This is a genomic window from Desulfomicrobium norvegicum, assembly GCF_900114595.1.
GTDB lineage: Bacteria > Desulfobacterota > Desulfovibrionia > Desulfovibrionales > Desulfomicrobiaceae > Desulfomicrobium > Desulfomicrobium macestii.
The window spans coordinates 1-23614 of record NZ_FOTO01000012.1 but is presented as its reverse complement, the minus strand read 5'-3'; the positions used below and the strand labels follow the sequence as shown (position 1 = coordinate 23614).

At 60.7% G+C, this 23614-nt stretch carries 24 protein-coding genes; 16 read left to right on the top strand and 8 right to left on the bottom strand.

The annotated features are described in order from the left end of the window. The first annotated feature begins 4 nt into the window (after positions 1-4). On the top strand, positions 5-727 hold the full coding sequence (gene phnF / locus BMZ24_RS15200) for a phosphonate metabolism transcriptional regulator PhnF (RefSeq protein WP_092193617.1): 723 nt from the start codon (positions 5-7) through the stop codon (positions 725-727). A gap of 495 nt (positions 728-1222) precedes the next feature. Beyond that, positions 1223-2098, top strand: coding sequence for a hypothetical protein (locus BMZ24_RS15195; protein WP_092193616.1), 876 nt, complete (start codon positions 1223-1225; stop codon positions 2096-2098). Between the two features lie 95 nt (positions 2099-2193). Here the strand turns inward: BMZ24_RS15195 and BMZ24_RS15190 are convergent, their stop codons facing one another. The 6 genes from BMZ24_RS15190 to BMZ24_RS15165 all read right to left on the bottom strand — a co-directional run bounded on the left by BMZ24_RS15190 (position 2194) and on the right by BMZ24_RS15165 (position 7519). Further along, positions 2194-2646 (bottom strand): methyltransferase family protein, encoded by a 453-nt coding sequence (locus BMZ24_RS15190; RefSeq protein ID WP_161949183.1) that lies wholly within the window; start codon positions 2644-2646, stop codon positions 2194-2196. Between the two features lie 121 nt (positions 2647-2767). Beyond that, complete coding sequence (gene ettA, locus BMZ24_RS15185; RefSeq protein ID WP_092193706.1) at positions 2768-4450, bottom strand: energy-dependent translational throttle protein EttA; 1683 nt, start codon at positions 4448-4450, stop codon at positions 2768-2770. 127 nt (positions 4451-4577) lie between these two features. Then, positions 4578-5246, bottom strand: a complete 669-nt coding sequence (locus BMZ24_RS15180; RefSeq protein ID WP_092193614.1) for an amino acid ABC transporter permease — start codon at positions 5244-5246, stop codon at positions 4578-4580. After that, positions 5243-6016 (bottom strand): amino acid ABC transporter ATP-binding protein, encoded by a 774-nt coding sequence (locus tag BMZ24_RS15175; RefSeq protein ID WP_092193613.1) that lies wholly within the window; start codon positions 6014-6016, stop codon positions 5243-5245. The genes BMZ24_RS15180 and BMZ24_RS15175 overlap by 4 nt, the downstream gene beginning before the upstream one ends. Further along, the gene (locus BMZ24_RS15170; protein ID WP_092193612.1) at positions 6016-6684 is read right to left on the bottom strand and encodes an amino acid ABC transporter permease; all 669 of its coding nucleotides are present in this window, start codon (positions 6682-6684) and stop codon (positions 6016-6018) included. The genes BMZ24_RS15175 and BMZ24_RS15170 overlap by 1 nt, the downstream gene beginning before the upstream one ends. Before the next feature lie 91 nt (positions 6685-6775). Next, positions 6776-7519: an ABC transporter substrate-binding protein gene (locus BMZ24_RS15165; protein WP_092193705.1), complete on the bottom strand. Its 744-nt coding sequence runs from the start codon at positions 7517-7519 to the stop codon at positions 6776-6778. Between the two features lie 215 nt (positions 7520-7734). On the opposite strand from BMZ24_RS15165, the gene BMZ24_RS15160 reads away from it, so the two are divergent. The 4 genes from BMZ24_RS15160 (at position 7735) to BMZ24_RS15145 (ending at position 10361) form a co-directional block, all read left to right on the top strand. Continuing rightward, the gene (locus tag BMZ24_RS15160; RefSeq protein WP_341864731.1) at positions 7735-8628 is read left to right on the top strand and encodes a DMT family transporter; all 894 of its coding nucleotides are present in this window, start codon (positions 7735-7737) and stop codon (positions 8626-8628) included. Positions 8629-8854: 226 nt separating this feature from the next. After that, on the top strand, positions 8855-9112 hold the full coding sequence (locus BMZ24_RS15155; protein WP_092193610.1) for an RNA recognition motif domain-containing protein: 258 nt from the start codon (positions 8855-8857) through the stop codon (positions 9110-9112). Positions 9113-9266: 154 nt separating this feature from the next. Then, positions 9267-9989 carry a CHAP domain-containing protein gene (locus tag BMZ24_RS15150; RefSeq protein ID WP_092193609.1) on the top strand — a complete coding sequence of 241 codons (723 nt, stop codon included), beginning with the start codon at positions 9267-9269 and terminating at the stop codon, positions 9987-9989. Between the two features lie 3 nt (positions 9990-9992). Then, positions 9993-10361: a cupin domain-containing protein gene (locus tag BMZ24_RS15145; protein ID WP_092193608.1), complete on the top strand. Its 369-nt coding sequence runs from the start codon at positions 9993-9995 to the stop codon at positions 10359-10361. A 924-nt stretch (positions 10362-11285) separates the two neighbouring features. Here the strand turns inward: BMZ24_RS15145 and gpmI are convergent. Next, positions 11286-12818, bottom strand: coding sequence for a 2,3-bisphosphoglycerate-independent phosphoglycerate mutase (gene gpmI / locus BMZ24_RS15140; RefSeq protein WP_092193607.1), 1533 nt, complete (start codon positions 12816-12818; stop codon positions 11286-11288). Next, entirely contained in the window at positions 12815-13177 is a 363-nt protein-coding gene (rsfS, locus tag BMZ24_RS15135; protein WP_092193606.1) for a ribosome silencing factor, read from the bottom strand. The genes gpmI and rsfS overlap by 4 nt, the downstream gene beginning before the upstream one ends. A 278-nt stretch (positions 13178-13455) precedes the next feature. Between rsfS and BMZ24_RS15130 the strand changes: the two genes are divergently transcribed. The 10 genes from BMZ24_RS15130 (at position 13456) to BMZ24_RS15085 (ending at position 23518) form a co-directional block, all read left to right on the top strand. After that, positions 13456-14757: a phenylacetate--CoA ligase family protein gene (locus BMZ24_RS15130; protein ID WP_092193605.1), complete on the top strand. Its 1302-nt coding sequence runs from the start codon at positions 13456-13458 to the stop codon at positions 14755-14757. 51 nt (positions 14758-14808) lie between these two features. Continuing rightward, positions 14809-15240, top strand: a complete 432-nt coding sequence (locus tag BMZ24_RS15125; protein WP_092193604.1) for an ACT domain-containing protein — start codon at positions 14809-14811, stop codon at positions 15238-15240. A 200-nt stretch (positions 15241-15440) separates the two neighbouring features. Further along, on the top strand, positions 15441-16334 hold the full coding sequence (locus BMZ24_RS15120; protein ID WP_092193603.1) for a radical SAM/SPASM domain-containing protein: 894 nt from the start codon (positions 15441-15443) through the stop codon (positions 16332-16334). Positions 16335-16387: 53 nt separating this feature from the next. Continuing rightward, positions 16388-17338, top strand: a complete 951-nt coding sequence (nudC, locus tag BMZ24_RS15115) for an NAD(+) diphosphatase (RefSeq protein ID WP_092193602.1) — start codon at positions 16388-16390, stop codon at positions 17336-17338. Positions 17339-17470: 132 nt separating this feature from the next. Beyond that, positions 17471-18586, top strand: coding sequence for an NAD(P)/FAD-dependent oxidoreductase (locus BMZ24_RS15110; RefSeq protein WP_092193601.1), 1116 nt, complete (start codon positions 17471-17473; stop codon positions 18584-18586). Then, complete coding sequence (locus BMZ24_RS15105; protein ID WP_225940329.1) at positions 18576-19574, top strand: ABC transporter ATP-binding protein; 999 nt, start codon at positions 18576-18578, stop codon at positions 19572-19574. The genes BMZ24_RS15110 and BMZ24_RS15105 overlap by 11 nt, the downstream gene beginning before the upstream one ends. Next, positions 19565-20779, top strand: a complete 1215-nt coding sequence (locus tag BMZ24_RS15100; protein ID WP_092193600.1) for an ABC transporter substrate-binding protein — start codon at positions 19565-19567, stop codon at positions 20777-20779. The genes BMZ24_RS15105 and BMZ24_RS15100 overlap by 10 nt, the downstream gene beginning before the upstream one ends. A 1-nt stretch (position 20780) precedes the next feature. Further along, positions 20781-21644: an ABC transporter permease gene (locus BMZ24_RS15095; RefSeq protein ID WP_092193599.1), complete on the top strand. Its 864-nt coding sequence runs from the start codon at positions 20781-20783 to the stop codon at positions 21642-21644. Beyond that, positions 21641-22423: an ABC transporter permease gene (locus BMZ24_RS15090; protein WP_092193598.1), complete on the top strand. Its 783-nt coding sequence runs from the start codon at positions 21641-21643 to the stop codon at positions 22421-22423. The genes BMZ24_RS15095 and BMZ24_RS15090 overlap by 4 nt, the downstream gene beginning before the upstream one ends. 54 nt (positions 22424-22477) lie before the next feature. Beyond that, the gene (locus BMZ24_RS15085) at positions 22478-23518 is read left to right on the top strand and encodes a GSU2403 family nucleotidyltransferase fold protein (protein WP_092193597.1); all 1041 of its coding nucleotides are present in this window, start codon (positions 22478-22480) and stop codon (positions 23516-23518) included. Positions 23519-23614 lie beyond the last annotated feature (96 nt).

The window sequence follows — 23614 nt, the reverse complement described above, 5'->3', positions numbered from 1 at the left end:
GGCGATGGAGTTACAGCGCGGAAGTGGAGTGGCCCTGTGGCGGCAGATTCAGGATTGGCTGGAGTTCAGGATCAAGGAGAGGGAAATGCCGCCCGGCAGCAAATTACCCACGGAGCAGGAGCTCGCCGACCGCTTCAAGGTCAATCGGCACACCGTGCGCCGTGCGCTGACTCTGCTGGCGGAAAAGGATCTCATCCGCACGGAACAGGGCAGCGGCAGCTTCGTGCGCGAGCAGATCATAGACTATGCCGTGGGAGTGCGGACCCGCTTTCATGAGAACCTGCTGCGCCAGGAACGAAAGCCGCGCGGGGAGCTCATCTCGTCGGGCATCATTCCCGCCACGACCGAAGTGGCCCGGGCGCTTGAAATGGACAAGGGCGAACCGGTCATCGTGCTTGAAACCCTTGGCGAGGCGGACTCCGTGCGTATCTGTCTGGCCAGCGCCCACTTTCCCCAGAGCCGCTTTCCGGGCCTTGACGAACATTTCCGCGCCACCGGCTCCGTGACCCAGGCGCTGCGCCATTACGGAGTCATGGATTACCGGCGCAAAAGCACGCACATATCGAGCCGTCTGCCCACCGCCCGTGAAGCACGCATCCTGCATCAGTCAAAAACCCGCCCGGTGCTCGTGACGGAGAGCATCAACGTCGACCCCAGAGACTGGCCCATCGAATTCTGCGAAACACGCTTCGCGTCCGAGCGGGTTCAATTCACCATTGAAACATGACCGTTTTTTGTCTTTTCAGACGACACTGCAAAAAAAACACAAAAGAACCCGAGTGTCATTCCCGCGAAGTCGGGCCATGTCGGGCAATAGCGCGAAATCCATTCTTTTCAGATAGTTAAAAAGGCATGGACCCCCTTCATCAAGGGGATGACGACTTTTTGCAGTGACATCTTTTCAAGCAAGGTCGCGACGCAAAATCATATTTCAGAGACACGCTGTCGCACGTTGTAATACGAAGCTCGCGATTCTCCATGTAATGAGCAGTCAGCCTCAATACATACGCTTTCAGCAAAAATTGACGCCTTGCCGATACCAGCACAATAAAATTCATGCCCTTCCCAAAAACCTTAAAAATGTATGACAGAAGATCTTTTGCTGAATTTCTTGATAAAAAAATATACAGCATGTATTATCAGAGCGCTGTTGTTCGTGCTCACATCTATAAAGCACATTGTGCTTTTCAAGACAGCGATACATCACTCGAAGGATCTCAACATGAAACATATACTGATTGCCTGCGCCTTCTTTTGCGCGTTCCTGTCCGGTTGCGCCACCAACACCTTGCAGCGCAACGCCCTGGAAAACTTCGGCCTGGCCACGGAAAGGGTCGGACGCATGAGCGAATCCGAGTTCCTTTCCATGCGCGACGAAATCATCGAAATGAACTCGCTGCTCATGATTCTCGACAACTCCAAAAATGCCGAAAGCCGCACCTACGACGAACCGGCCCTGGCCGATACGACAGCCATGCGCGTTGCCGCATGCAAATCACTGCGCATGTACGGCGACCTGCTCATGCGCCTTGCAGCCGATGATCGTACCGGAATGGTGCGAAAGTCCGCACGGGTTTTTCTGGACAACATCACCGAGACACTGGGGCCGGATCTGACCCTCGCCCAGGAAGAGGCAGTGCAAAACGTGGCTCTGGGCCTTGATGCCCGCTGGACGGCGCGCAAGAAATCCGAGACCATTCAAGGCGTGGTGCTGGCCTTTGCCGATGCCCTGACCATTCTTTCGGGCAGGCTTCTGGCCGATTTCTCCCTGGACGAGTCCTCCACCAGCCATTTGAAGGCATACGCCGACACGGCCAAGGAACTGAAAACCCTGTCCGCGGCCATCATCGACGCCGGAGACAGGGAAACGCTCGACAAGCGGAACAAGGCGGTGAAGGCGTTCGTGCTGGCGCAAAAGGCGATTGCCCGCGCCGAGGCCATGGGCGCGCGGATTCACGAGGCCATGGCCACCCTGCAAAAAGCCAACGCCCATGTAGTGGCCGCCATTCAGGACAACAGCTACGACCTGCGGGAAATCAGGGAGTATGGAAAACAGATTCAGAAGATAGGCACGATGCAGCAGGTTCTTTCCCGCTGAGAAGAGACGGACACGAAGCTTTCGAAGCGCCCCATGCGGGCGCTTTTTTTTGTAAAAAAAACGGCAGCCCGGAGGCTGCCGTGATCACGCGGGAATCAGTTTCTGGGGCAGGACGGGAGGGGAATCAGACGGCTGACTCGCTCACGGTACGCCTGATAGGTTTCGCCGAACTGGTCTTCAAGCTCCACCTCTTCGGCCCCGACATTCTTGAAAAAGAGGAAAGTTGCGACGGCAATGCCCAGAATCCCCAAATTGGTATTCAGGATCAGGCACAACCCAGGCATGATGCCGAGCAGGTTCGCAGCCAGGATCGGGTTGCGGCTCCAGGCGAAGGGGCCGGACTCGACCAGCATGTAACCCTCGCCCTTCCTGAGCTCACGCACGGCCAGCGCCAGACCGGCCACTCCCGCCGCCAGCCACAGGAGCCCGATCACCGACCCGAGCAGAAACCATTCCGTGCCAAGGAGCAGATTTTCGAGAATGCTGCCGGCCACGATGATCCCATAAGCAGGCACAAGTACTTTGCAGGCAAGACCTTTTGTATTCATCATGTTCTCCTCAAGGACAAAATTAAGTATGCCGTCACCTAACGACATAAGTACCACCACGGACCGCGATTGAAAAGAACCCGGGCCGGATTAATCCGGGCCGGGTTCATTCGCATTGGGCCTAGCGGGTCAACTGACGGTAACGGATGCGGCGCGGCACCGTCAGGGTGTTTCCTGTGCGGCGCTTCAAATCCTTTTCGTACTCCGAATAGTTGCCCTCGAACCAGACCACCTGGCTGTCGCCCTCGAAGGCCAGGATGTGGGTCGCGATGCGGTCCAGGAACCAGCGGTCATGGGAGATGACCACGGCGCATCCGGCGAAGTTTTCAAGCGCCTCTTCCAGAGCGCGCATGGTGTTCACGTCCAAGTCGTTGGTCGGCTCGTCAAGAAGGAGTACGTTGGCCTCCTTTTTGAGCATGAGCGCCAGATGCAGGCGATTGCGCTCGCCGCCGGACAGCATGCCCACGGTTTTCTGCTGGTCAGGCCCCGCGAAGTTGAACTTGCTGACGTAGGCGCGGGAGTTGATCTCACGGCCGCCCAGATTGATCGTGTCGTACCCGCCGGAGACCATCTCCCAGACTGATTTCTTGGGATCAAGCACGCCGCGATCCTGGTCCACATGGGCCAGTTTCACGGTCTGACCGAGACGGATCTCCCCGCCATCGGGCTGCTCCTGCCCTGTGATCATGCGAAAAAGAGTGGTCTTGCCCGCGCCGTTGGGTCCGATGACGCCGACGATTCCACCCGGAGGCAGGGCAAAATTCATGTCCTCGATGAGCAGCTTGTCCTCAAAGGCCTTCTTCACGTGGCTGGCTTCGATGACCACATCCCCAAGGCGGGGACCTGAAGGGATGAACAGCTCCAGGGTCTTGATCTTGTCCTTGGTCTCCTGGTTGAGCAGGTTCTCGTAGGACGAGATTCTGGCCTTGGCCTTGGCATGGCGGCCCTTGGGCGACATGTTGATCCATTCCAGCTCGTGCTTCAGGGTACGCTGGCGAGCGCTCTCCTCCTTTTCCTCCTGGGCCAGGCGATTCTGCTTCTGTTCCAGCCAGGAAGAATAGTTACCCTTCCACGGAATGCCCACGCCCCGGTCCAGCTCCAGAATCCAGCCCGCGACGTTGTCCAGGAAATAGCGGTCATGGGTCACGGCGATGATGGTGCCCTGATACTGCTGCAGATGATGCTCAAGCCAGGCGATGGTCTCGGCGTCTAGATGGTTGGTGGGTTCGTCCAGGAGCAGGATGTCGGGCTTCTGCAACAGCAGGCGGCACAGGGCCACGCGACGCTTCTCGCCGCCGGACAGGACGCCGACCTTGGTCTCGGGATCGGGGCAGCGCAGGGCCTCCATGGCCATCTCAAGACGCGAATCGAGCTCCCAGGCATCCTGGGCGTCGAGCTTCTCCTGCACGTCGCCCTGGCGGGCGATGAGCGCGTCCATCTCGTCGTCGCTCATGGGCTCGGCGAACTTGGCGTTGATCTCCTCGAACTCCTGCATGAGGTCGACGGTCTCCTGCACGGCCTCCTGCACGATCTCGCGCACGGTCCGCTCGGGATCAAGCTGCGGCTCCTGCTCCAGGTAGCCTACGGAATACCCGGGAGAGATGACGATGTTGCCGTTGTACTCCTTGTCCACACCGGCCATGATCTTAAGCAGCGAGCTCTTGCCGGAGCCGTTCAGGCCCAGAACGCCAATCTTGGCCCCGTAGAAAAAGGACAGGGAAATGTCCTTGATGACCGGCTTTTTGTCATAAAACCGGGACACCTTCATCATGGAATAAATGATCTTATTTGGTTCGTCGCTCATGAAAATACCCTCGAAATGTGAATTGATTGCATAAATGCCGGCCGGTTCGGCCGTGGTGGACAAACCGGGAATGAGAGCGGCCGACAAAAGGCCGGCCGCATGAAATATTGCCTGGATTCAGGATATGCTAATGGCCGAAGCCCGGAATTTCCAGTCTCTTTTCCAACCTGCGCAGGCCGTAGGAAGCCACGCTGACCAGTACAAGGTAATAGACGCCCACGACCATGAACACCTCGCTGAAGCGGAAACTCTCGCTGGCCACGATCTTGGCCTGCCCGGTCAGCTCGAAGCAGGTGATGACGTAGGCCAGGGACGAATACTTGATCAGGTACACGATCTCGTTCCCGCAGCCTGGCAGCGCCCGACGAAAGGCCTGGGGAATGATGATCCAGACCAGGGTCGTGAACGTTGAAAAACCGAGCGCCTGGGCCGCGAGCACCTGACCACGCTTGATGGAGAGCAGTCCGCCACGGATATATTCCGAATGATAGGCCGCGCTGCACAGGGTGAATCCGATCACGGCCGCCGTGTACGGCTGGAAATAGATGCCCACGCCCGGCAGGCCGAAATAGAGGATGAAGAGCTGGATCACCAGGGGCGTGCCCCGGAAAAGCGCGGCGTAGCCATTGGCCACGGCCTGCAGGATCCCGCCGCCAAATGCCCGGCACGCTCCGACGATCACTCCGAAAAAGATGCCCAGCAGGGCCGAGGGCACGATCAGCTGCACGCTCACGAGCACGCCCTTGTTCAGAGCGGGCACCAGCCGTTCCAGCAGAAAGACGAACTCCTCGTTCATGAGCCGGCACCCTCCACATCAAGAATCTGGGAACAGAAATCAAGGGTGCGGGTGCCCGAGCCATCGGCCAGAAGTTCCTTGGGGCTGCCCTGCTCGATGATCCGGCCTTCCTGCATGAAAAGCACCTCGTCGGCCAGGGAGCGGGTGAAACCCATCTGGTGCGTGGCCATGACCATGGTCATGCCGTTCTGGGCCAGTCCGCGGATGACGGTCAGCACTTCGCTGACCAATTCCGGATCGAGGGCGGATGTAGGCTCGTCCAGCAGCATGACCTTGGGGTCCATGGCCAGAGCGCGGGCGATGGAAACGCGCTGCTTCTGCCCACCGGACAGCTCCGCCGGATAGAGGTGCCCCTTGTCGCCGAGGCCGACGCGCTCCAGCTCCGCCATGGCGCGGTCCCTGGCCCGCGCGCGGCTCATGCCCTTGACCTTGCGCAGGGCGATGCCGACATTGTCCGACGCGGTCAGGTGATCAAAAAGATTGAAGTCCTGAAAAATCATGCCCACCTGCTGACGAAATTCGCACAGCTCGCGGGCCTTGTGCGGATCCACACGCCTGCCGTCCAGCTCGATTTCCCCCCGGTCGGGCACGATGAGATAGTTCATGCACTGCAGGAGCGTGCTTTTGCCTCCCCCCGAGGGGCCGATGAGCACCTTCATTTCACCTTCGTAGAGGTTCAGGCTCACGGATTTGAGTATCTCGCGCCCACCCAGGACCTTGGATATGCCCTGCACCCGCATGAGCAGGTTTCGTGTTTTCTTATTCTCCATTAATGCACATAACCCTTTATTCTGACACGTTTTTCAAGGGCGCGCAGTGCAATGACCCCGGCCCAGGTCAATAAAAAATAAAGCACTGCCGCGCTGACGTACATGGGCAGATGCTGGTAGGTCCGCGAAGCCACGAAGTGCGTCCGCGCCATGATCTCGCTCGCCCCAAGCACAAAGGCCAGGGCCGAATCCTTCAATATGATGGAGTATTCGTTGGACCAGCCGGGAATGGACAGGCGCAAGGCCTGGGGCAGGATGATGGAGCGGATGGCCAGGCCGTCGGACATGCCGAGCGCGCGGGCCGCCTTGAGCTGCCCTTTGGACAGAGACAGGATGGAGCCGCGAAAAATTTGGGACTGATAGGCTCCGCTGGTCATGCCGAGCACGATGGTGGCCGCCGCGACCGCGTTCAGGTTGAGCCCCACGAGGTTGAACAGTCCGAAATAGAAAAGAAAAAGCAGCACCAGGATCGGCACTCCGCGAAAAAACCAGACGTAAAGGCCGCAGAACGCCCGCGCAGGCCACGAGCCGTAAACCTGTCCCACGGCCAGGGGCACGCCGATGAAAAGACCCAAAAACATTGCGCCGACCACTGCGATCACAGTGACGGCCGCGCCCTGCAACACATAGGGCATGGCGTCCAGGAGGACGGTGACGGTTTCGTTCATGATCAGGGCTGAATCCTTGGCACGGCTTGGCAAAAAAACGGGAAGGCCGGAGCATTGCCAGGCCTTCCCGAGGTTTCAAAAAAAGGTCGGACTACTTGTTCAGGTGCTTGGCGATGAGCTCTTCCCAGTAAGGGTCGGCTTTGAGCATCTCGAAGCCCTTGTTCAGAGTGTCGAGCAGTTCCTTGTCTTCCTTGCGCACGGCGGCGCCAAAGGGCTCGACTTCGCCGAAGATGCCGATGATCTGCACAGGCTTCTTCTTCTCGGCGTCACGGGCCGGGGGATAGTTCATGGCGGCGGCGTCAATGCGGCCGTTGACGACGTCCTCGATGGCCATGGGAGCGGAATCATAGTGGCGGATGGTGAACTTCCAGCCCTGCTTTTCCTTCTCGTCGGCCATCCACTTGGCTTCGGAGGTGCCGGCCTGCATGCCGATGGTCAGTTCCTTGCCGTAGATTTCATCGGCCTTGAGCTCGGAACCCTTCTTGGTCACGAACACGTTCTTCACTTCCCAGTAGGGAGCGGTGAAGTTGACCTTCTCGGCTCGCTCGGCAGTGATGGTCATGCCGGAACAGATGAAGTCGATCTTCTTGGCCAGCAGGTTGGGGATAATGCCATCCCAGTCAACGGGAACGTGCTTGACCTTGAAACCCATCTTGGCCGCGATCCAGTCCACGGCGTCGACATCGAAGCCGCTGGGCTTGCCGCTCTGATCCACGTAGGCGAACGGAGGATAGTTGGCGTCGATGCCGTTCAACAGGACTTTTTCCTCGGCCAGGGCCGGACCGGCGGCCATGCACACAAGACAGGCGATCACAAAAGCAGCGCGTTTCAGCATGTTTTTCATCCTCATGAAAACGTTTGACAAAAAATCAGGTTCCCCCACAAGTAACAATGAACCGTCCGGGCCGACCCGTTTTTCCAAGCGGACCCAAACCAGTTCATTTCACGGCACAACACTTCCAAATGCCGAATGATTTGCAGCATTGTGACACGTACACACCGGTATATTCATTTTCCAAAAACCGCAACACATGCCCGGCGGCCATGAAAATGCAAAAGAACCAAAAGAAAGCCTATATTTGCGGACTTGCAGCCGTCTGCCTGTGGTCGACCGTGGCCACCGCCTTCAAGCTGTCCCTGCGCCACCTCGGCCCGGAACCGCTGCTTTTCTACGCCAGCCTGACCTCGGTGTTCGTCCTGCTCCTGATCCTGACCATCCAGGGCAGGATAGGCGAACTGTCGGGGCTGACATTGAAGGAAGCCCGCTTCTCCCTGCTTCTTGGCGGTCTGAACCCCTTTCTCTACTACCTTGTCCTGATCCGCGCCTACGATCTGCTCCGAGCCCAGGAAGCCCAGGCCATCAACTACACCTGGGCCATCACCATGAGCCTCCTGGCCATCCCCCTCCTGGGGCAGCGCCTGCGGGGCCTGCAATTCGTGGCCATCGGCCTTGGCTACCTCGGCGCGCTCATCATCTCCACCCGGGGCAATCTGCTTGGATTCGAGATGGAGAGCCCTCTGGGCTTTGCCCTGGCCATGGGCAGCACGGTCATCTGGGCCCTGTTCTGGATTTTCGGGGTCAAGGACGCCATGGACCCGACCCTGCGCCTGCTGCTCAACTTCTGCTGCGGCGCGGTCTACACCGGGGCATGGGCGATCCTGTCCGGCATTTCGCTCATCCCCAACGCTCCGGGTCTGCTGGGCGCGATCTATCTCGGGGTCTTCGAGATGGGGGTGACGTTCGTGCTCTGGATGTCGGCCCTGCGCCTGTCCCGAACCACGGCGCAGGTCAGCAACCTGATCTATCTGGCCCCCTTTTTGTCCCTCTTCATCATTCACTTCCTGCTCGGCGAGACCATCCATGCAGCCACCCTGGCCGGACTGGGCTTCATCCTGGCTGGCACCCTGACCCAGAAATTCGCGGACGCGCAAGCCATGACCTGAAAACTCCGGGCCCCAAAGCTTTCTACATGCTACACCACACGCATTTCGATTTAAAAAAAACATATTGACAGGCCAGCAGCTCACCACTATTTCTATTCATTGTTTTGAAGCGTCATGCCATTTCATGGGAAATGATCGTGACGCTGGTGCGGACCAGCTGGTAGCTGTTTCCAGCCGGAATATCCGCATTTTTTTTACCTTTTTTTTCGGAGTTATAGTTTAGTCTATGAACATCTATGTTGGAAATCTGTCCTGGTCGACCACCGATGCCGACCTGAAGTCCCTGTTCTCCCAGTACGGCGAAGTCACCTCTGCTCACGTCATCGAAGACCGCGCCACCGGCCGCTCCCGTGGTTTTGGCTTTGTCGAGATGGATGACGAAGGCGCCCGCCAGGCCATCCAGGCAGTGAACGGCACCGATTTTCAGGGCCGCAACCTGAAGGTCAACGAATCTCAGCCCCGTGAGAGCCGCCCCCGCTACTAAGCGGTCTGTTCGATCATGAGGAAGCCCGTCCAAGGACGGGCTTTTTTTTGTCCAAAATCCGCCGCCGCCACTGCCCGAAAAGTGCATTGACGAGTTCCCCGCGTGCCGCATATTGGAGCCGACACCCAAGTCCCCATCCCCTCAGGAGTTATTGATGCGCCCCTGTTCCACGACGATCCGACTTTTCCTGCTCCTGCTCCTGACGCTGCTCGCGGCCTGTTCCAAGCCCGCGCCCGGGCCTTCGCAAGCCGCCCCGGCACAGACAAACGCGACGGTGGAAGCCCCCGCTCCCCAAAGCCCGGCGCCAACAGCCGAAATCCAGACCACGCCACGAAGCGAAACCGCGCCCACGCGGACCTCGGAGGCACAGGAAGCCCCGTGCCTCGAGTGTGACGCCGTCGATCCGAGCCTGGACCGCGCGGACTGTTTCAAGCTTCAGCCCGGCAAGACGAGCAAAAACAAACACGGCAAGACCGTGACCGGCCGCTGCCAGCCCCAATGCGTTCCCTACGCCCGCTGCCGCAGCGGGATCATGACCTGCCGCCTGGGCGACACGGGTCCCGTGGAGTGGTACGAATGCGCGCGCAAGAGCAAGGCGACGACCCTGGTTCCCAAGGCCGGGTCCATCATGGTCATCGACGTCAACAACCGCCGCAAGATGCCCACCGGCCACCTCGGTTATGTGGAAGAGGCCTGCCCCAACGCCGACGGAACCTGGAGCCTGCGTTTCAGCCACACCAACTTTGACCGCAAATGCCATCTGGACCTGGACGCCAAGGTCCTGTTCAATCCGACGACCATGACCGCCACGTTCCTGAGCGGACCATGGAAAACATGGGCCAAGGACCTGAAAATCCGCGGCTTCATCCTGAGGTGAACCATGCAGGCACGCATACTCGAACACGCTCCCGGGAATGAATACTTTTTCCGGGAAGGATGCTTCATCACCGAACTCTCCAACGCGGATCACGACCCGGCCGCATCCATGGCCCGCGCAAGGGTCGAGCCGGGACGCACCACGGCCTGGCATGCTCTTGCTCAAACCGTCGAGCGCTATGTGATCCTTGAAGGCCGGGGCCGCGTCGAAGTCGGCGACCTGCCGCCCCAAGACGTGGCTCCCGGCGACGTGGTCATCATCCCGCCGGAGGTCCGGCAGCGCATCACCTGCACCAGCGCATCCGACCTCATCTTCCTGGCCGTCTGCACCCCACGCTTCGACCCGCGAAACTACATCGCCCTGGAAGAATAAAAGATGGATCCCCGCCTGCGCAGGGATGACACAGAGTGACAACGCACCACAGTACCACGGCGGGCCTTGTTGGTCCGACTCTCCATCCAAACCAAGAAAAACAAGTCTTCTTCCCCCGAAAAACGCACCGCAGTACCGTGGCGGGCCTTGTTGGTTCGGTCAGGTTGCCTCGACTGTCTGACCGAGTCGGGCATCGTTGGCGGAATCGTTGCCGCTCGTCCTGCTCCGCTTTTACGCCCTGCACGCAACGATTACGCCGTACGAGGCCCGCGAGGGAGTTTCGAGGCGGCCTGACCGGACCAACAAGGCCCGCATCTCCAGCCAAACCAAGAAAAACACATCTTCTTCACCCCCAAAACACACCATATTAAACCGCAGTGACAACGCGCCGCAGTACCGCAGCGGACCTTGCTGGTCCGGTCAGGTTGCCTCGACTGTCTGACCGAGTCGGGCATCGTTGGCGGAATCGTTGCCGCTCGTCCTGCTCCGCTTTTACGCCCTGCACGCAACGATTACGCCGTACGAGGCCCGCGAGGGAGTTTCAAGGCGGCCTGATCGGACCAACAAGGCTCGCCTCTCCAGCCAAGCCAAGAAAAACACATCTTCTTCGCCCCCAAAACACACCATATTAAACCGCAATGACAACGCGCCGCAGTACCGCAGCGGGCCTTGTTGGCCCGGTCAGGTTGCTTCGACTGTCTGACCGAGCCTGGCATCGTTGGCGGAATCGTTGCCGCTCGTCCTGCTCCGCTTTTACGCCCTGCACGCAACGATTACGCCGTACGAGGCCCGCGAGGGAGTTTCGAAGCGGCCTGACCGGGCCAACAAGGCCCGCCTCTCCAGCCCACACAAAAAAAAACCGCCGGTTTCCCGGCGGATCGTTTCCCCCTGTCACGGGGACTTTTTCTTTCGCGCGCCTTCTGATCAGAGCGGCAGCAGCAGGCTCTCTCCGGTCATCTCCACGGGCTTTTCAATCCCGAGAATGGCCAAAATGGTCGGCGCCACATCGGCCAGGCGACCGTCGCGCACCCTGAAGTTTCCCGGCCCCAAATAAACGAAAGGCACGGGATTCAGGCTGTGGGAAGTCTTCACGTTGCCCTGCGCGTCCAGCATATCCTCGGCGTTGCCGTGGTCCGCCGTGACCAACAGAGTACCTCCCATCTTCACCACGCAGTCCATGACCCGCCCCAGACACTGATCCACGGCCTCGCAGGCCTTGATGGCGGCAGGGATGACCCCGGTGTGTCCGACCATGTCCAGGTTGGCGAAATTGCAGATCACCATGTCGTAGTTCCCCGACTCCAGCGCCTTAACAAGAGTGTCCGTGACCTTGTACACGCTCATCTCCGGCTTGAAATCGTAGGTGGGCACGTCCTTGGGTGAGGGCAGAAGTTCGCGGTCCTCTCCGGGAAAAGGCGTTTCCTGGCCGCCGTTGAAAAAGTAGGTCACGTGGGCGTATTTTTCCGTCTCGGCCGTGCGCAGCTGACGCATGCCCCGCTCGGACACGACCTGGCCCAGGATACGGTCCAGGCTGACCGGCGGAAAGAGCACGGACAGGCCAAAATCCTTTTCGTAGCGGGTCATGGTCACGAAGCGCGACAGGGCGATCTTGCGCGGCCGCGCGAACCCGGTGAAGCCATCCTCGTTCAGGGCACGGGTCAGCTCACGCGCCCGGTCGGCCCTGAAGTTGAAGAAGAGCACGGCGTCGCCGTCTTCGATCAGGCCCGAAGGCCGCCCATCGCGCAGGATCACGCGGGGTTTCACAAACTCGTCGTTCTCTCCGGCCTCGTATCCGTCGCTGACCGCATCGACCGCGCTCGGGGCGGTCAGGCCCCGGCCATCGGTCATGGCTGCATAGGCCAGCTCGACCCGATCCCAGCGCTGATCCCGGTCCATGGCGTAGTAGCGCCCCGAGACCGAAACGATGCGCCCCGCGCCCATGCGGGCCAGATCGGCTTCCAGGGCCTTTATGTAGCCCAGCCCGCTGCGCGGCGGCGTATCCCGGCCGTCCAGAAATGCGTGCACGCAGATGTCCGCCACGCCCTGATCGCTCAAGGCCTGGATCAGCGCCACGAGATGATCCTGCATGCTGTGCACCCCGCCATCGGAGACCAGGCCCATGAGATGCACGCGCCCCGAGCCCCCCTTGGCCGCGCCCGCAAGCTCGGCCAGTACGGGGTTGGCGGCCAGGGAACCGTCCTCTATGGCCAGGTTGATGCGCATGATGTCCTGATAGACTATACGCCCCGCGCCAAGATTCAGGTGCCCGACCTCCGAGTTGCCCATCTGTCCGTCAGGCAGGCCGACGTCCCGGCCCATGCACTTAAGCTCTCCCTTGGGGTGGGCGGAGAGCAGCGCTTCCATGCGCGGTGTGCGGGCCTGGCTGACGGCGTTCCCCGGACCAGGGGCGGCCTTGCCCCAACCGTCCAGAATGAGGAGCACGCAGGGCTTTTTCATTTTCCTTCCCCGGCCGAGACGCTCGCGGGCAGCTCAAGAACCGTGGCCTGCGAGTAAAGCCCCTCGACGTTGTACATGGAGCGCATCTCGTCCTGAAAAACATGCACGATGACGTCGTTGCAATCGACCAGCACCCATTGGCCGCTCTGCATTCCCTCGACGCCGAAAAATTCCCATTTCCTTTCCGCGAGGCGCTGCATGACTTCGTCCGCCAGGGACTGGGCATGCTTGGCCGATCTGGCCGTGACAAAGATCATGGTCTCGGTCAGGGGGGAAAATCCCCGCACGTCAAGGGCTTTGATATTCGTTCCTTTCTTGTCCGAAAGCCAGGTCACGATCTGTTCAATCTTTTCTTCCATAAGGTTCGCTTACACTCCGTATGCTATTTTATCGCTCAAACTCATATTTTCTACGTCAATTCTCCATGCAGGGCAATGAGGCAAACCTTGACGAATGCGGCGGGTCAAGGCATAGATCTTCAATGCAGTATATTATCGATTCAGACCTTTTCCTGATATTTAGAAGCCCCTTCGGTGAGGGGGCCACGGTGTAGCGCACGCCGCGCGAATGATTCAAATTGCCGTGAACAGCCCCTTGTTCACGGCTTTTTTCATTTTTTTTACCTGGAGGATCAACCATGCTTTACGATGTTTCGAACGAAACCATGCCCCGGGAAGAACTGGAAGCCCTGCAGCTCAGGCGGCTCAAGGCCATGGTTGAAAAGGTCTACTACAACGTACCCTTCTACCAGGCCAGATTCAACGAGATGAACGTCCGCCCGGAGCAGATCCGCTCCCTGGACGACCTCAAGTACCTGCCCTTCACCGAGAAACAGGACCTGCGCAACAACTATCCCTTCGGCCTCTTCGCCGTGCCCCGCGACAATGTCGTGCGCGTGCACGCCTCCTCCGGCACCACGGGCAAGGCCACCGTGGTCGGCTACACCCAGCGCGACGTGAACACCTGGGCCGAGCTGATGGCCCGCTCCCTCATGTGCGCCGGGGCCAGCCGCCGCGACATCGTGCACAACGCCTACGGCTACGGCCTCTTCACCGGGGGCCTCGGCATGCACTACGGCGTGGAGCGCCTGGGCGCGACCATCCTGCCCATATCCGGCGGCGGCACCAGGCGGCAGGTCATGCTCATGCGCGACTTCGGCTCGACCATCCTGTGCAGCACCCCGTCCTACGCGCTCTTCCTGTACGAATCGATCCTCGCGGCGGGCATGAGCATCTCCGACCTGAAGCTGCACACGGGCATCTTCGGCGCCGAACCCTGGAGCGAAAAGATGCGCTCCGAGATCGAATCCAAGCTGCAGATAAAGGCCCTCGACATCTACGGCCTGTCCGAAATCATGGGCCCGGGCGTAGGCATGGAATGCTGCGACGCCCAGGACGGCCTGCACATCTGGGAAGACCATTTCCTCATCGAGATCATCGATCCCGATACGGGCGAGCAGCTGCCTCTGGGCGAATCCGGCGAACTGGTCATCACCACCATCACCAAGGAAGCACAGCCGCTGATCCGCTACCGCACCCGCGACATCACGCGCATCGAGGCCATCCCCTGCCGGTGCGGCCGCACCCACCGGCGCATCTCGCGCATCCAGGGCCGCAGCGACGACATGCTCATCATCCGCGGCGTGAACGTGTTCCCGCAGCAGATCGAGACCATCCTGCTCGAAACCCAGGGCGTGGCCCCGCATTACCAGCTCATCCTGACCCGTCAGGGCAGCCTGGACATGCTTGAGGTCAAGGTCGAGGTGGACGAAAAGCTCTTCTCGGACGAGATCAGGCATTTACAGCGTATCGAAGCCAAGATACAAAAAAATATCAAGGAATTCCTGGGCGTCACCGCCAAGGTGACCCTGTCCGAACCGCAGAGTATCGAACGCTCCGAAGGTAAGGCCAAACGCATCATCGACCTGCGCAACTCGTAATCAACAGGGCAGGCGCCACCGGGCGTCCCCCACCCCAGACCGGGAGGAACCATGAAAGTTGAACAGATTTCCGTTTTTCTGGAAAACAGAGCCGGCCGCCTGGCCGAAGTGACCAAGACCCTGGCCGAAAACCAGATCAATATCCGCGCCCTGTCCCTGGCCGACACCTCCGATTTCGGCATCCTGCGCCTCATCGTGACCGACAACGAAAAGGCCAAGGAAGTGCTCAAGGCCAAGGGCTTCACCGTGGGCCGCACCAATGTCGTGGCCGCCGAGGTGGGCGATCGTCCCGGCGGACTGCACACCATCCTGGAGATGCTCAACGCCGGAGGGGTGAACGTGGAGTACATGTACGCCTTCGTGACCCAGAGCGGCCGCAACGCCATCCTCATCTTCCGTTTCGACCGCACGGACCAGGCCATCGAGGTCTTGCAGAAGAACAACGTGCGCATCCTGTCCGGAGACGAACTCTACACCCTCTGATTCCAGACCGCGCCGCGCCCGAAAGGGGCAGGCCCTTCCTGCAGTCAAACCCGGCCCTCGTCTCGCGACGGGGGCTTTTTCGTCCAAAGGGAAAATCACGTGCGCACCCACCAGCCCATGCCGACCGCCAGCCGACCGAACATCGTCGCGCCCCGTCCCGCGCCATCCAGCCCGGAAGTCGCCCGGACCACGGAGCACGCGTGACGTCCGCCCGATCCCTGCGATTTCAGCGTGTCTATGTCGAGATCACCAACATCTGCAACCTGCGTTGCGACTTCTGCGCCGGAACGACACGCCCCCCAGCGAGCATGGCCCCCGAGTTCTTCAGTCGCGTCCTGGATCAGCTCGCGCCGCTCACGGATCAGGTCTGCCTGCACGTCATGGGCGAACCGCTCCTGCATCCGCACCTTGAGGCAATCCTTGAACTGTGCGCGGCGGCAGGGATCGGGGTCAACCTGACCACCAACGCCGCCCTGCTCCACGGCAAGGCGGACATGCTGATGCGGGCGCGGGCCCTGCGACAGATCAATTTCTCCATGCAGTCCCTGCGCCGAGGCGAGGGCCTTGACCACGACACCCTGGAACGCATCCTTGAATTCAGCCTGCGCGCGGCGGATGCGCGGCCAGAGCTCTTCATCAACTTGCGACTCTGGACCCTGCAAAACCTCGGATCTCCCGAGCACAGCCAATTCAACGCGGCCATCCTGCAACGCATCGCAGCCGCCCTTGACCGCGAAATCCAGCCCCCTGCGCCGGGACGCAAGAGCTCACGGCTGCTGGGCCGCATCTATCTGCACACGGACACGGTCTTCGAATGGCCGGGCGACCTGACCACGCAGGAAAGATCGCGCGGGTTCTGCCACGCCCTAGCCACCCACTGCGCCATCCTGGTCGACGGCACGGTCTGCCCGTGCTGTCTCGACGCGGACGCAAGGCTCGCCCTGGGCAACATCCACGATGCCCAGCTTGCCGCCATCCTGGACTCGCCACGGGCCAGGGCCATGACCGCCGGTTTCGCGGCGGGCAGGCTCGTGGAAGAGGTCTGCCGCCACTGCACCTATTGCCGCAGGTTCAAAAGCAGGGCACAACGCTGAGTACGCCCCGCGCACAACCCGCGCCGAACACGCAGACCCATCCCGAGTGCCTCATGGATCATTACTCACGCTCCGCCCTCAACACCTTTGCCGGCCTGGTCCTGAACCGCAAACCATCTGCTCCCCTCGATGCCCCGGGCTGGGAAAAAAGCCTGACATCGAACCGCGCCGTCTTTGTCGTGGTCCGGGGGGACGAGATCCTCTTCGACGGGACCCGGCTCGAACCGCTCCTGCTGGCCCCGCCCATGCTCGGCGCATGCGACCGGGCCCATCTGCAGGCCATGCTCCTGGGCGACGACGGCAGCAGCAGCTATTTCGCCATCAACATCGAACGCCTCCCGGCTGGCACGGTCCAATGCCTGAGCAGCCTCGGGACCTTCGTCCCCCTGCGTCGGCACGCGGCCGTGCTGCCAAGGCAAATGGCCGCCCTGCTCGGGTACGCCCGCGCCGTCGCGGGCTGGCACAGCCTGGCCCGCTACTGCTGCCTGTGCGGCCACCCCACCATGCCAAGGCCAGGCTCACCGGCCCAGACATGCACCAACCCGGAATGCGGCGCGGTGCATTTTCCCCGCGTCAATCCGGCCATGATCGTTCTGGTGCACCACAGTGACAGCCAGGGCGACAGGTGCCTGCTCGGCCGTCAGTCCCTCTGGCAGCCGCGGATCTACTCGGCCCTCTCCGGTTATGTCGAACCCGGGGAAAGCGCCGAGGACGCGGTCCTGCGCGAGGTCATGGAGGAGACGGGAGTCACGGTGCGCGACATTCACTATTTTTCCTCCCAGCCCTGGCCGTTTTCCGGTTCGCTCATGCTCGGCTTTCATGCCCGCGCGACCAGTACCGAAATTCACATCGACGAGGCCGAGCTCGAGGACGCCCGCTGGTTCGCACGCCACGAAATCCCCGCCCTGCTCGATTCCGGCGAGCTGGCCCTGCCATCGGCCGAAACCATTGCCCGGCATCTCTTCGACGCCTGGTATCTTGGCGGCGACATCGGCCGGGATTGAACCCTTTTGCCTTCCGGCAGGCAAACCGCGCGGCAGGCCGGATCGGGTCAGATCATTGCATCCGCCCGATGATTATGGTTAAAGATATGAAAGCAGACTGCCGGTTTTGAAATATCACCACGGGAGAAAACCATGGGTAAAAAATTGCTCCTGGCCGGAGGCGGCCACGCACATATGACCATCCTGGCCCACATGCGGGATCTGGTCCGGGAAGGACACGAAGTAACCGTCGTACAGCCGTCGGATTTTCATTATTATTCCGGCATGGGCCCAGGCATGCTCGGCACGACCTACACTCCGGACGAGATCCGCTTCGCCACCCGCCAGGTTGTCGAAAGCATGGGCGGAACCTTCGTGCGGGACAAAGTCACGCACATAGCCGCCGCCGAGCGGCAGGTCACCCTGGCCTCCGGCAGCACCCTGGAATACGACGTGCTGTCATGCAACGCGGGCAGCTTCATTCCCTTTGACAATATCCACGGCGACACGTCGAACATCTTCACGGTCAAGCCCATCGAACGGCTGCAGGAAGCGCAGCGGGCCGTGATATCCCTCTGCGCGGCCAGGACACGGCCCCATGTGGCCGTGGTCGGCGGCGGTCCGGCCGCGCTCGAAATCGCGGGCAACGTGCGCAAGCTCGCCAAACTGCGCGGACGGCACGCGCCTCGAATCACCCTCTTTGCAGGACGCCAACTCCTGGGCCGCTTTCCGGAAAAGATCCAGACCATGGCCCGAGATTCCCTCACTCTTCAAGACATCACTATCAATGAAGACGGCTATGTGGACGAAATCCGCAACGGCGTCATCATCCAGAACGGAAAACATCATCACCCGGACATGGTCTTCGTGGCCACGGGCGTGCGCCCCTCACGGATTTTTGCCGACTCGGGACTGCCCACGGGAGTCACGGGAGGCCTGCTGGTCAACGAATGGCTGCAAAGCGTGCAACACCCCGAAATTTTCGGCGGCGGCGACTGCATCGATTTCGAACCCAAGGCTCTGGACAAGGTCGGCGTCTATGCCGTGCGCGAAAACCCGGTCCTGCTGCGCAATGTCCGCGCCAGCCTGAACGGAACCAGGCTGCAGCGCTTCGATCCCGGCGGAAGCTACCTGCTCCTCTTCAACATGGGCGACGACACGGCCATTTTCAGCAAGGGACCGCTCATGTTCCGCAACTGGCTGGGATTTTTAATCAAAGACTATATAGATCGACGCTTCATGCGTCACTTCCAGGCTCTTGAACGCTGACGCCGAAACGACGGATCTGCTGCGGGTCACGGCCCTCGGCAAACGCTTCGGCGGCATGGAGGTCTTTCGGGACATAAGCTTCGGCGTGCCCCGGGGCAGCCTCGTCTCCCTGGTCGGGCCGTCCGGGGCGGGCAAGACGACCCTGCTGCACATCATCGCCGGGCTTGAGACCGCCGACAGCGGGACCGTCAGCCACTTCGGCGGCGAAGGGAAGAAGCCGCAGGCCATCCTCGTCTTTCAGGACTACGTGCTCTTCCCGAACATGACGGTCTTCCAGAACATCGCCTTTGGCCTGAAGGCCCGGAAGATGTCCAGGGACGCCATCCGGGACAAGGTCATGCCCATGCTCGGCTACTTCCACCTTGAGGACAGGCGGGATGCCTATCCGTCAGAGCTCTCGGGCGGACAGAAGCAGCGCGTGGCCATTGCCAGGGCCATGGTTCTTGAACCCTCACTGCTGCTTCTGGACGAACCCTTCGCCAACCTCGACCGCAACCTGAAGATGGAGACGGCCCTCTTCATCCGCTCCACCCAGCGCAGCTTCGGCATCACCACGATCTGCGTGACCCACGACCTGCAGGAAGCGCTGGCCATGTCCGACCGCATCGGGGTCATGCTCGGGGGCAGCCTGCGTCAATACGCGCCGCCGCTGGACGTCTACCGGCGGCCCGTGGACATGGAAACGGCGCGCTTTCTGGGGCCGGTCAACACCATCACCGCCCCCCTGGCCCGTCTTCTGGGCCTTGAGACCTGCCGACTGCGGCCCGAAGCCCTGCGCCTGGAGCCGGACCCGGACGGCCCCGCTGTCATAACAGCCACGCATTTCGCGGGGCACTACCTGTGCTACACTCTGCGCGTCCTGGACCAGGACCTCGTGGTCTACGCCCTGGAACCCATGGGGCAGCCAGGGGACAGGATGCACATCCGCGTTTCAAACCAGTATCCGCCCATCTTCAGCGGCTCTCTTCCGGAGGATTCATGCGCATAAAATTACTTTTCATCATGCTCCTTGCGGCCCTGACCGCCGGATGCTCCGACGCCCCGGAACAGACCTCCGTGCTGCAGCAGGACTTCGCGAGCCTGGAAAAGACTGTGCGTGGCACCGAGGTGCGCTGGCACATGTGGGGAGGCAGCGCCCAGATCAATCAATGGGTCGACACTTTCGTGACCTCCGAGATGAAACGCCTTTACGACGTGAACGTGGTCCGGGTGCCCATGGACGCGCCGGTCTTCGTCAACAAGCTGTTGACCGAGAAGGCCGCGGGCAAGACCACCGGGACCATGGACCTCCTGTGGATCAACGGCGAGAATTTCAAGAATTCCATGCAGGCCGGGGTGCTCTTCGGACCCTTCACGGACAGGCTGCCGAACTTTTCGGCCTGGTACGACCCGCAAAAATCGGCCCATGATTTCGGCTACCCCGTGAACGGCTTCGAGGCGCCCTACGGCCGTGCCCAGTTCGTCTTCGAGTACGACACGGCCCGCACGCCGACGCCTCCGGCCAACCTGGCCGAGCTTGCGGACTGGATAAGGGCCAACCCGGGGCGCTTCACCTACCCGCAGCCCCCGGATTTCACGGGATCGGCCTTCCTGCGCCAAGTCTTCTACGCCACCACCGGCGGCCACGAGCAGTACATGAACGGCTTCAACGCCGAACTCTATGCCAAGAACGCCCCCATGACCTTTGCCTGGCTTGGCGAACTCAAACCCCACCTGTGGCAGCAGGGGCGGACCTATCCCAAGGACGCCGCCGCGCTGGACACCCTGTTTGCAAGGGGTGAAATCGACATGGCCATGTCCTACCACCCGGCCCACGCGCAGATGAAAATCCTGGAAAAGACCTACCCCGATACGGTGCGAACCTTTGTCCTGGCCGAGGGTGCCATCTTCAACACCCACTTCACGGCCATCCCCTTCAATGCCCCGAACAAGGCGGGCGCCATGGTCCTGGCTAATTTCCTGATGAGTCCCGAGGCCCAGCTCTCCAAGTTCAGACCCGAAAACTGGGGCGACCTGCCCGCTCTCGAGGTTACAAAACTCGAAGAGACGCAGCGCAAGGCCTTTGACGAGGTCGATCTGGGCGCGGCCACCCTCGGGATGGACGTCCTCTCCTCGGCAGCCGTGCCGGAGATCAGCCCCGAATATCTGGAGCTTCTTGAAAGGGACTGGGACACGTTCATTCTCGGGCACTAGGATGCAACGCCGGACACTCCGGGGCCTTGCGCCCCTGCTGCTTCCATACTGCGCACTCTTCTGCGCGGGCATGGCCCTGACCCTGGCCCAGAGCCTGGGCCTCTTCCTGCCGCTGGGCACAGGGGAGGCGACCCTTGACCACTACCGGACCCTGCTCCAGGATCCGGCGATGGCCCAATCACTGGGCCTGTCCCTGTTCGTGGCCCTCGTCTCGGCGGCAGGCTCGGTGCTGGGCGGCACCGTCCTGGCTCTGGCCCTGTGGCGCATGCCGCCCGGACTGCGCCGGGTGGGCGTCGTCTCCAAGGTGGGACTCATCCTGCCTCACGTGGCGGTGGCGTTTCTGGTCCTTCTCTTCCTCGGCAGGACGGGCCTTGTATCTTCCGCCCTCTTTCAGACGGGGCTCATCGCCTCCCCGGAAGAATTCCCGAACATCCTGCACACGGGCAGCGGGCTGGGCATGATCATGGCATTTCTCATCAAGGGCGTGCCGTTTGCTCTGCTGCTGATCGGCGCCGTGCTCTTCGGCTTCGACGTCAGGCTGGTCCAGACGGCGCGCATGCTCGGGGCCGGGCCGTGGCGCACCTTTTGGTCCGTGACCCTGCCCCGGCTCCTGCCCGCGATGCACAGCGCCTTCATCATCCTCTTTCTGTACGCCTTCGGTTCTTTTGACATCCCCTTCGTGCTTGGCGAATCGCACCCCGGCATGCTCTCCATCCGGGTCTACGACATTTTTTTCCAGCGCGACCTTGACCAGCGCCCCCTGGCCATGGCCATCCTGACGCTCATGTTCCTCTTCGCCGGTCTTTTCGCCATGCTCTACAACCGCTTCGCGGCCTATCTCGACGGATGGAGGCGCAAGCTGTGAGACACGCCCCGACCATCATCGCCCTGGCCCTCATGTTCCTGCTGCCGGTCGTCGTGCTGATTTTGCAGGCCGGGGCTCCGGGCTGGCGCTTTCCGGAACTTTGGCCGGAGCTTTCCCTCGACGGACTGCGCTTCCTCGCGGCCCGTCCGGGCCCCTTCCTGACCGCCCTGGCCGGCTCGCTCGGATATTCACTGGCGACGGTGGCCCTGACCCTGGCCATGACCATCCTCCCGGCGCAGGTACTGGCCTTTGGATCCTTTGCCGGAAAGAACCTGCTCGAAGGCCTGCTCCTGCTCCCGGCCCTGGTTCCGGCCATGACCTTCTCCATGGGCCTGCACTTCATCTTCATCAAGATCGGCCTGGCCGACACCATACCCGGCGTGATCCTGGTCCTGTCCATGATCAGCTATCCGTACATGCTGCGCGCCCTGACCACAGGCTACTCGCTCATGGGCCGCGAGTACGGAATCTGCGCCCGCAATCTGGGAGCATCGAAGTGGACCGTCTTTCTGGAGGTTGAAATGCCACTGCTGCTTCCGGCCATGGCCGCTGGCGGAAGCGTGGTCTTTCTGGTGGCTTTTTCCGAATATTTTCTGGTCTTTCTGATCGGAGGCGGCAGCGTCGCGTCCTTCACCGGCTATCTCTTCCCGCTCATCACCTCCTCCAACCGGGGCCTCGGAGCCCTGGTGACCCTGGCCTTCCTGGCAGTGCCCATCGCGCTCTTCATCGTACTGGAACTGGTGCTGTACAGATATTACCGCAAACGGCGAATGCGATAGGAGTTTGCGCACGCGCGACTATACTTCATTTTCAAATTGAATTATAGCTGCAGTATGAAACGACTTCCGCTCATCACACACAGCCTCTTTGCCGAACTTGTCGACCAGTGCAGGTCGGAACCCCGAAGCCCCGAACTATGGCCGTTGAGTGGCAGCATCGTCACGGTGCCGGTCGGTGATCAGGAGCACTGGTATTTCCAGAAAAGCAGACGAACCACCTCCGGAAAATACCAGCAGCGCGAATATATCGGGCCTGTCGAGGATCAGGGTCTCGCCGCCAAGGTGGCTGCGTTCGAGGCGGCCAAGGCGGGATACAACGGACGCATGGAGATAATCAGCACGCTCAAATCGTCAGGAGTTGCCGCGCCAACGGGCAAGCTGGCCAATCTTCTGCTTAGATTGCATGAGGCAGGCGTACTTGAGCGGGCACTCGTAGTAGGGACCATCGCTTTCCAGGCATACGGCGCGATGCTCGGGGCAAAATTCGGTCAATCCGCATTTCACACCCTGGACCTCGACATGACCCAGGCCGAGACAATCTCCCTTGCGGTGGGAAAAAATGTCAACGTCCCGTTGCTGGAAGTGCTCACGGGGCTGGATGAAACATTCCGCGAAGTGCCCGGCATGGACCCGCGAACCCCGCCGGTATCCTACATCAATCAAGACAAAATCCGCCTGGACGTGCGCATGCCCTTCACCGATCCGGACAGGGGACCCATTCACTCCTTGAAACTCGGGAGTCATGGACAGCCGCAAAGACTGCTCGACTACCTCGTTGCTGATCCGGTTGAAACGATCCTGCTCGTCGGCGGCGGCGCGCCCACTCAGGTCCCGTCCCCCGCACGCTTCGCACTGCACAAGATAATCGTCTCGCAACGACGGAATTCGATCGAAACAGCCAAAAAGCGCAAGGATTTGCTCCAGGCGCAACAGCTCATCGAACTGCTCATGGAAGATGATCCGGATGCACTGCGCAGTGCTTATAAAGACCTCAAGGGTCGGGGGCAGAAATGGAACGCGTATTTCAAGGATGGGATTGAGGCGCTGGCCATGGCGGTCAAACAGAGTCTGACTGAAATTTGTGAAGAAAATTAGTTAGTCGATCCTGAAAAACTGTTAAAACGCCACGTCAGGCACAAACCTGTAGCGGCTGAACATTAGGTCGAAGTACGTGTCCAAGGAATTTGAGGC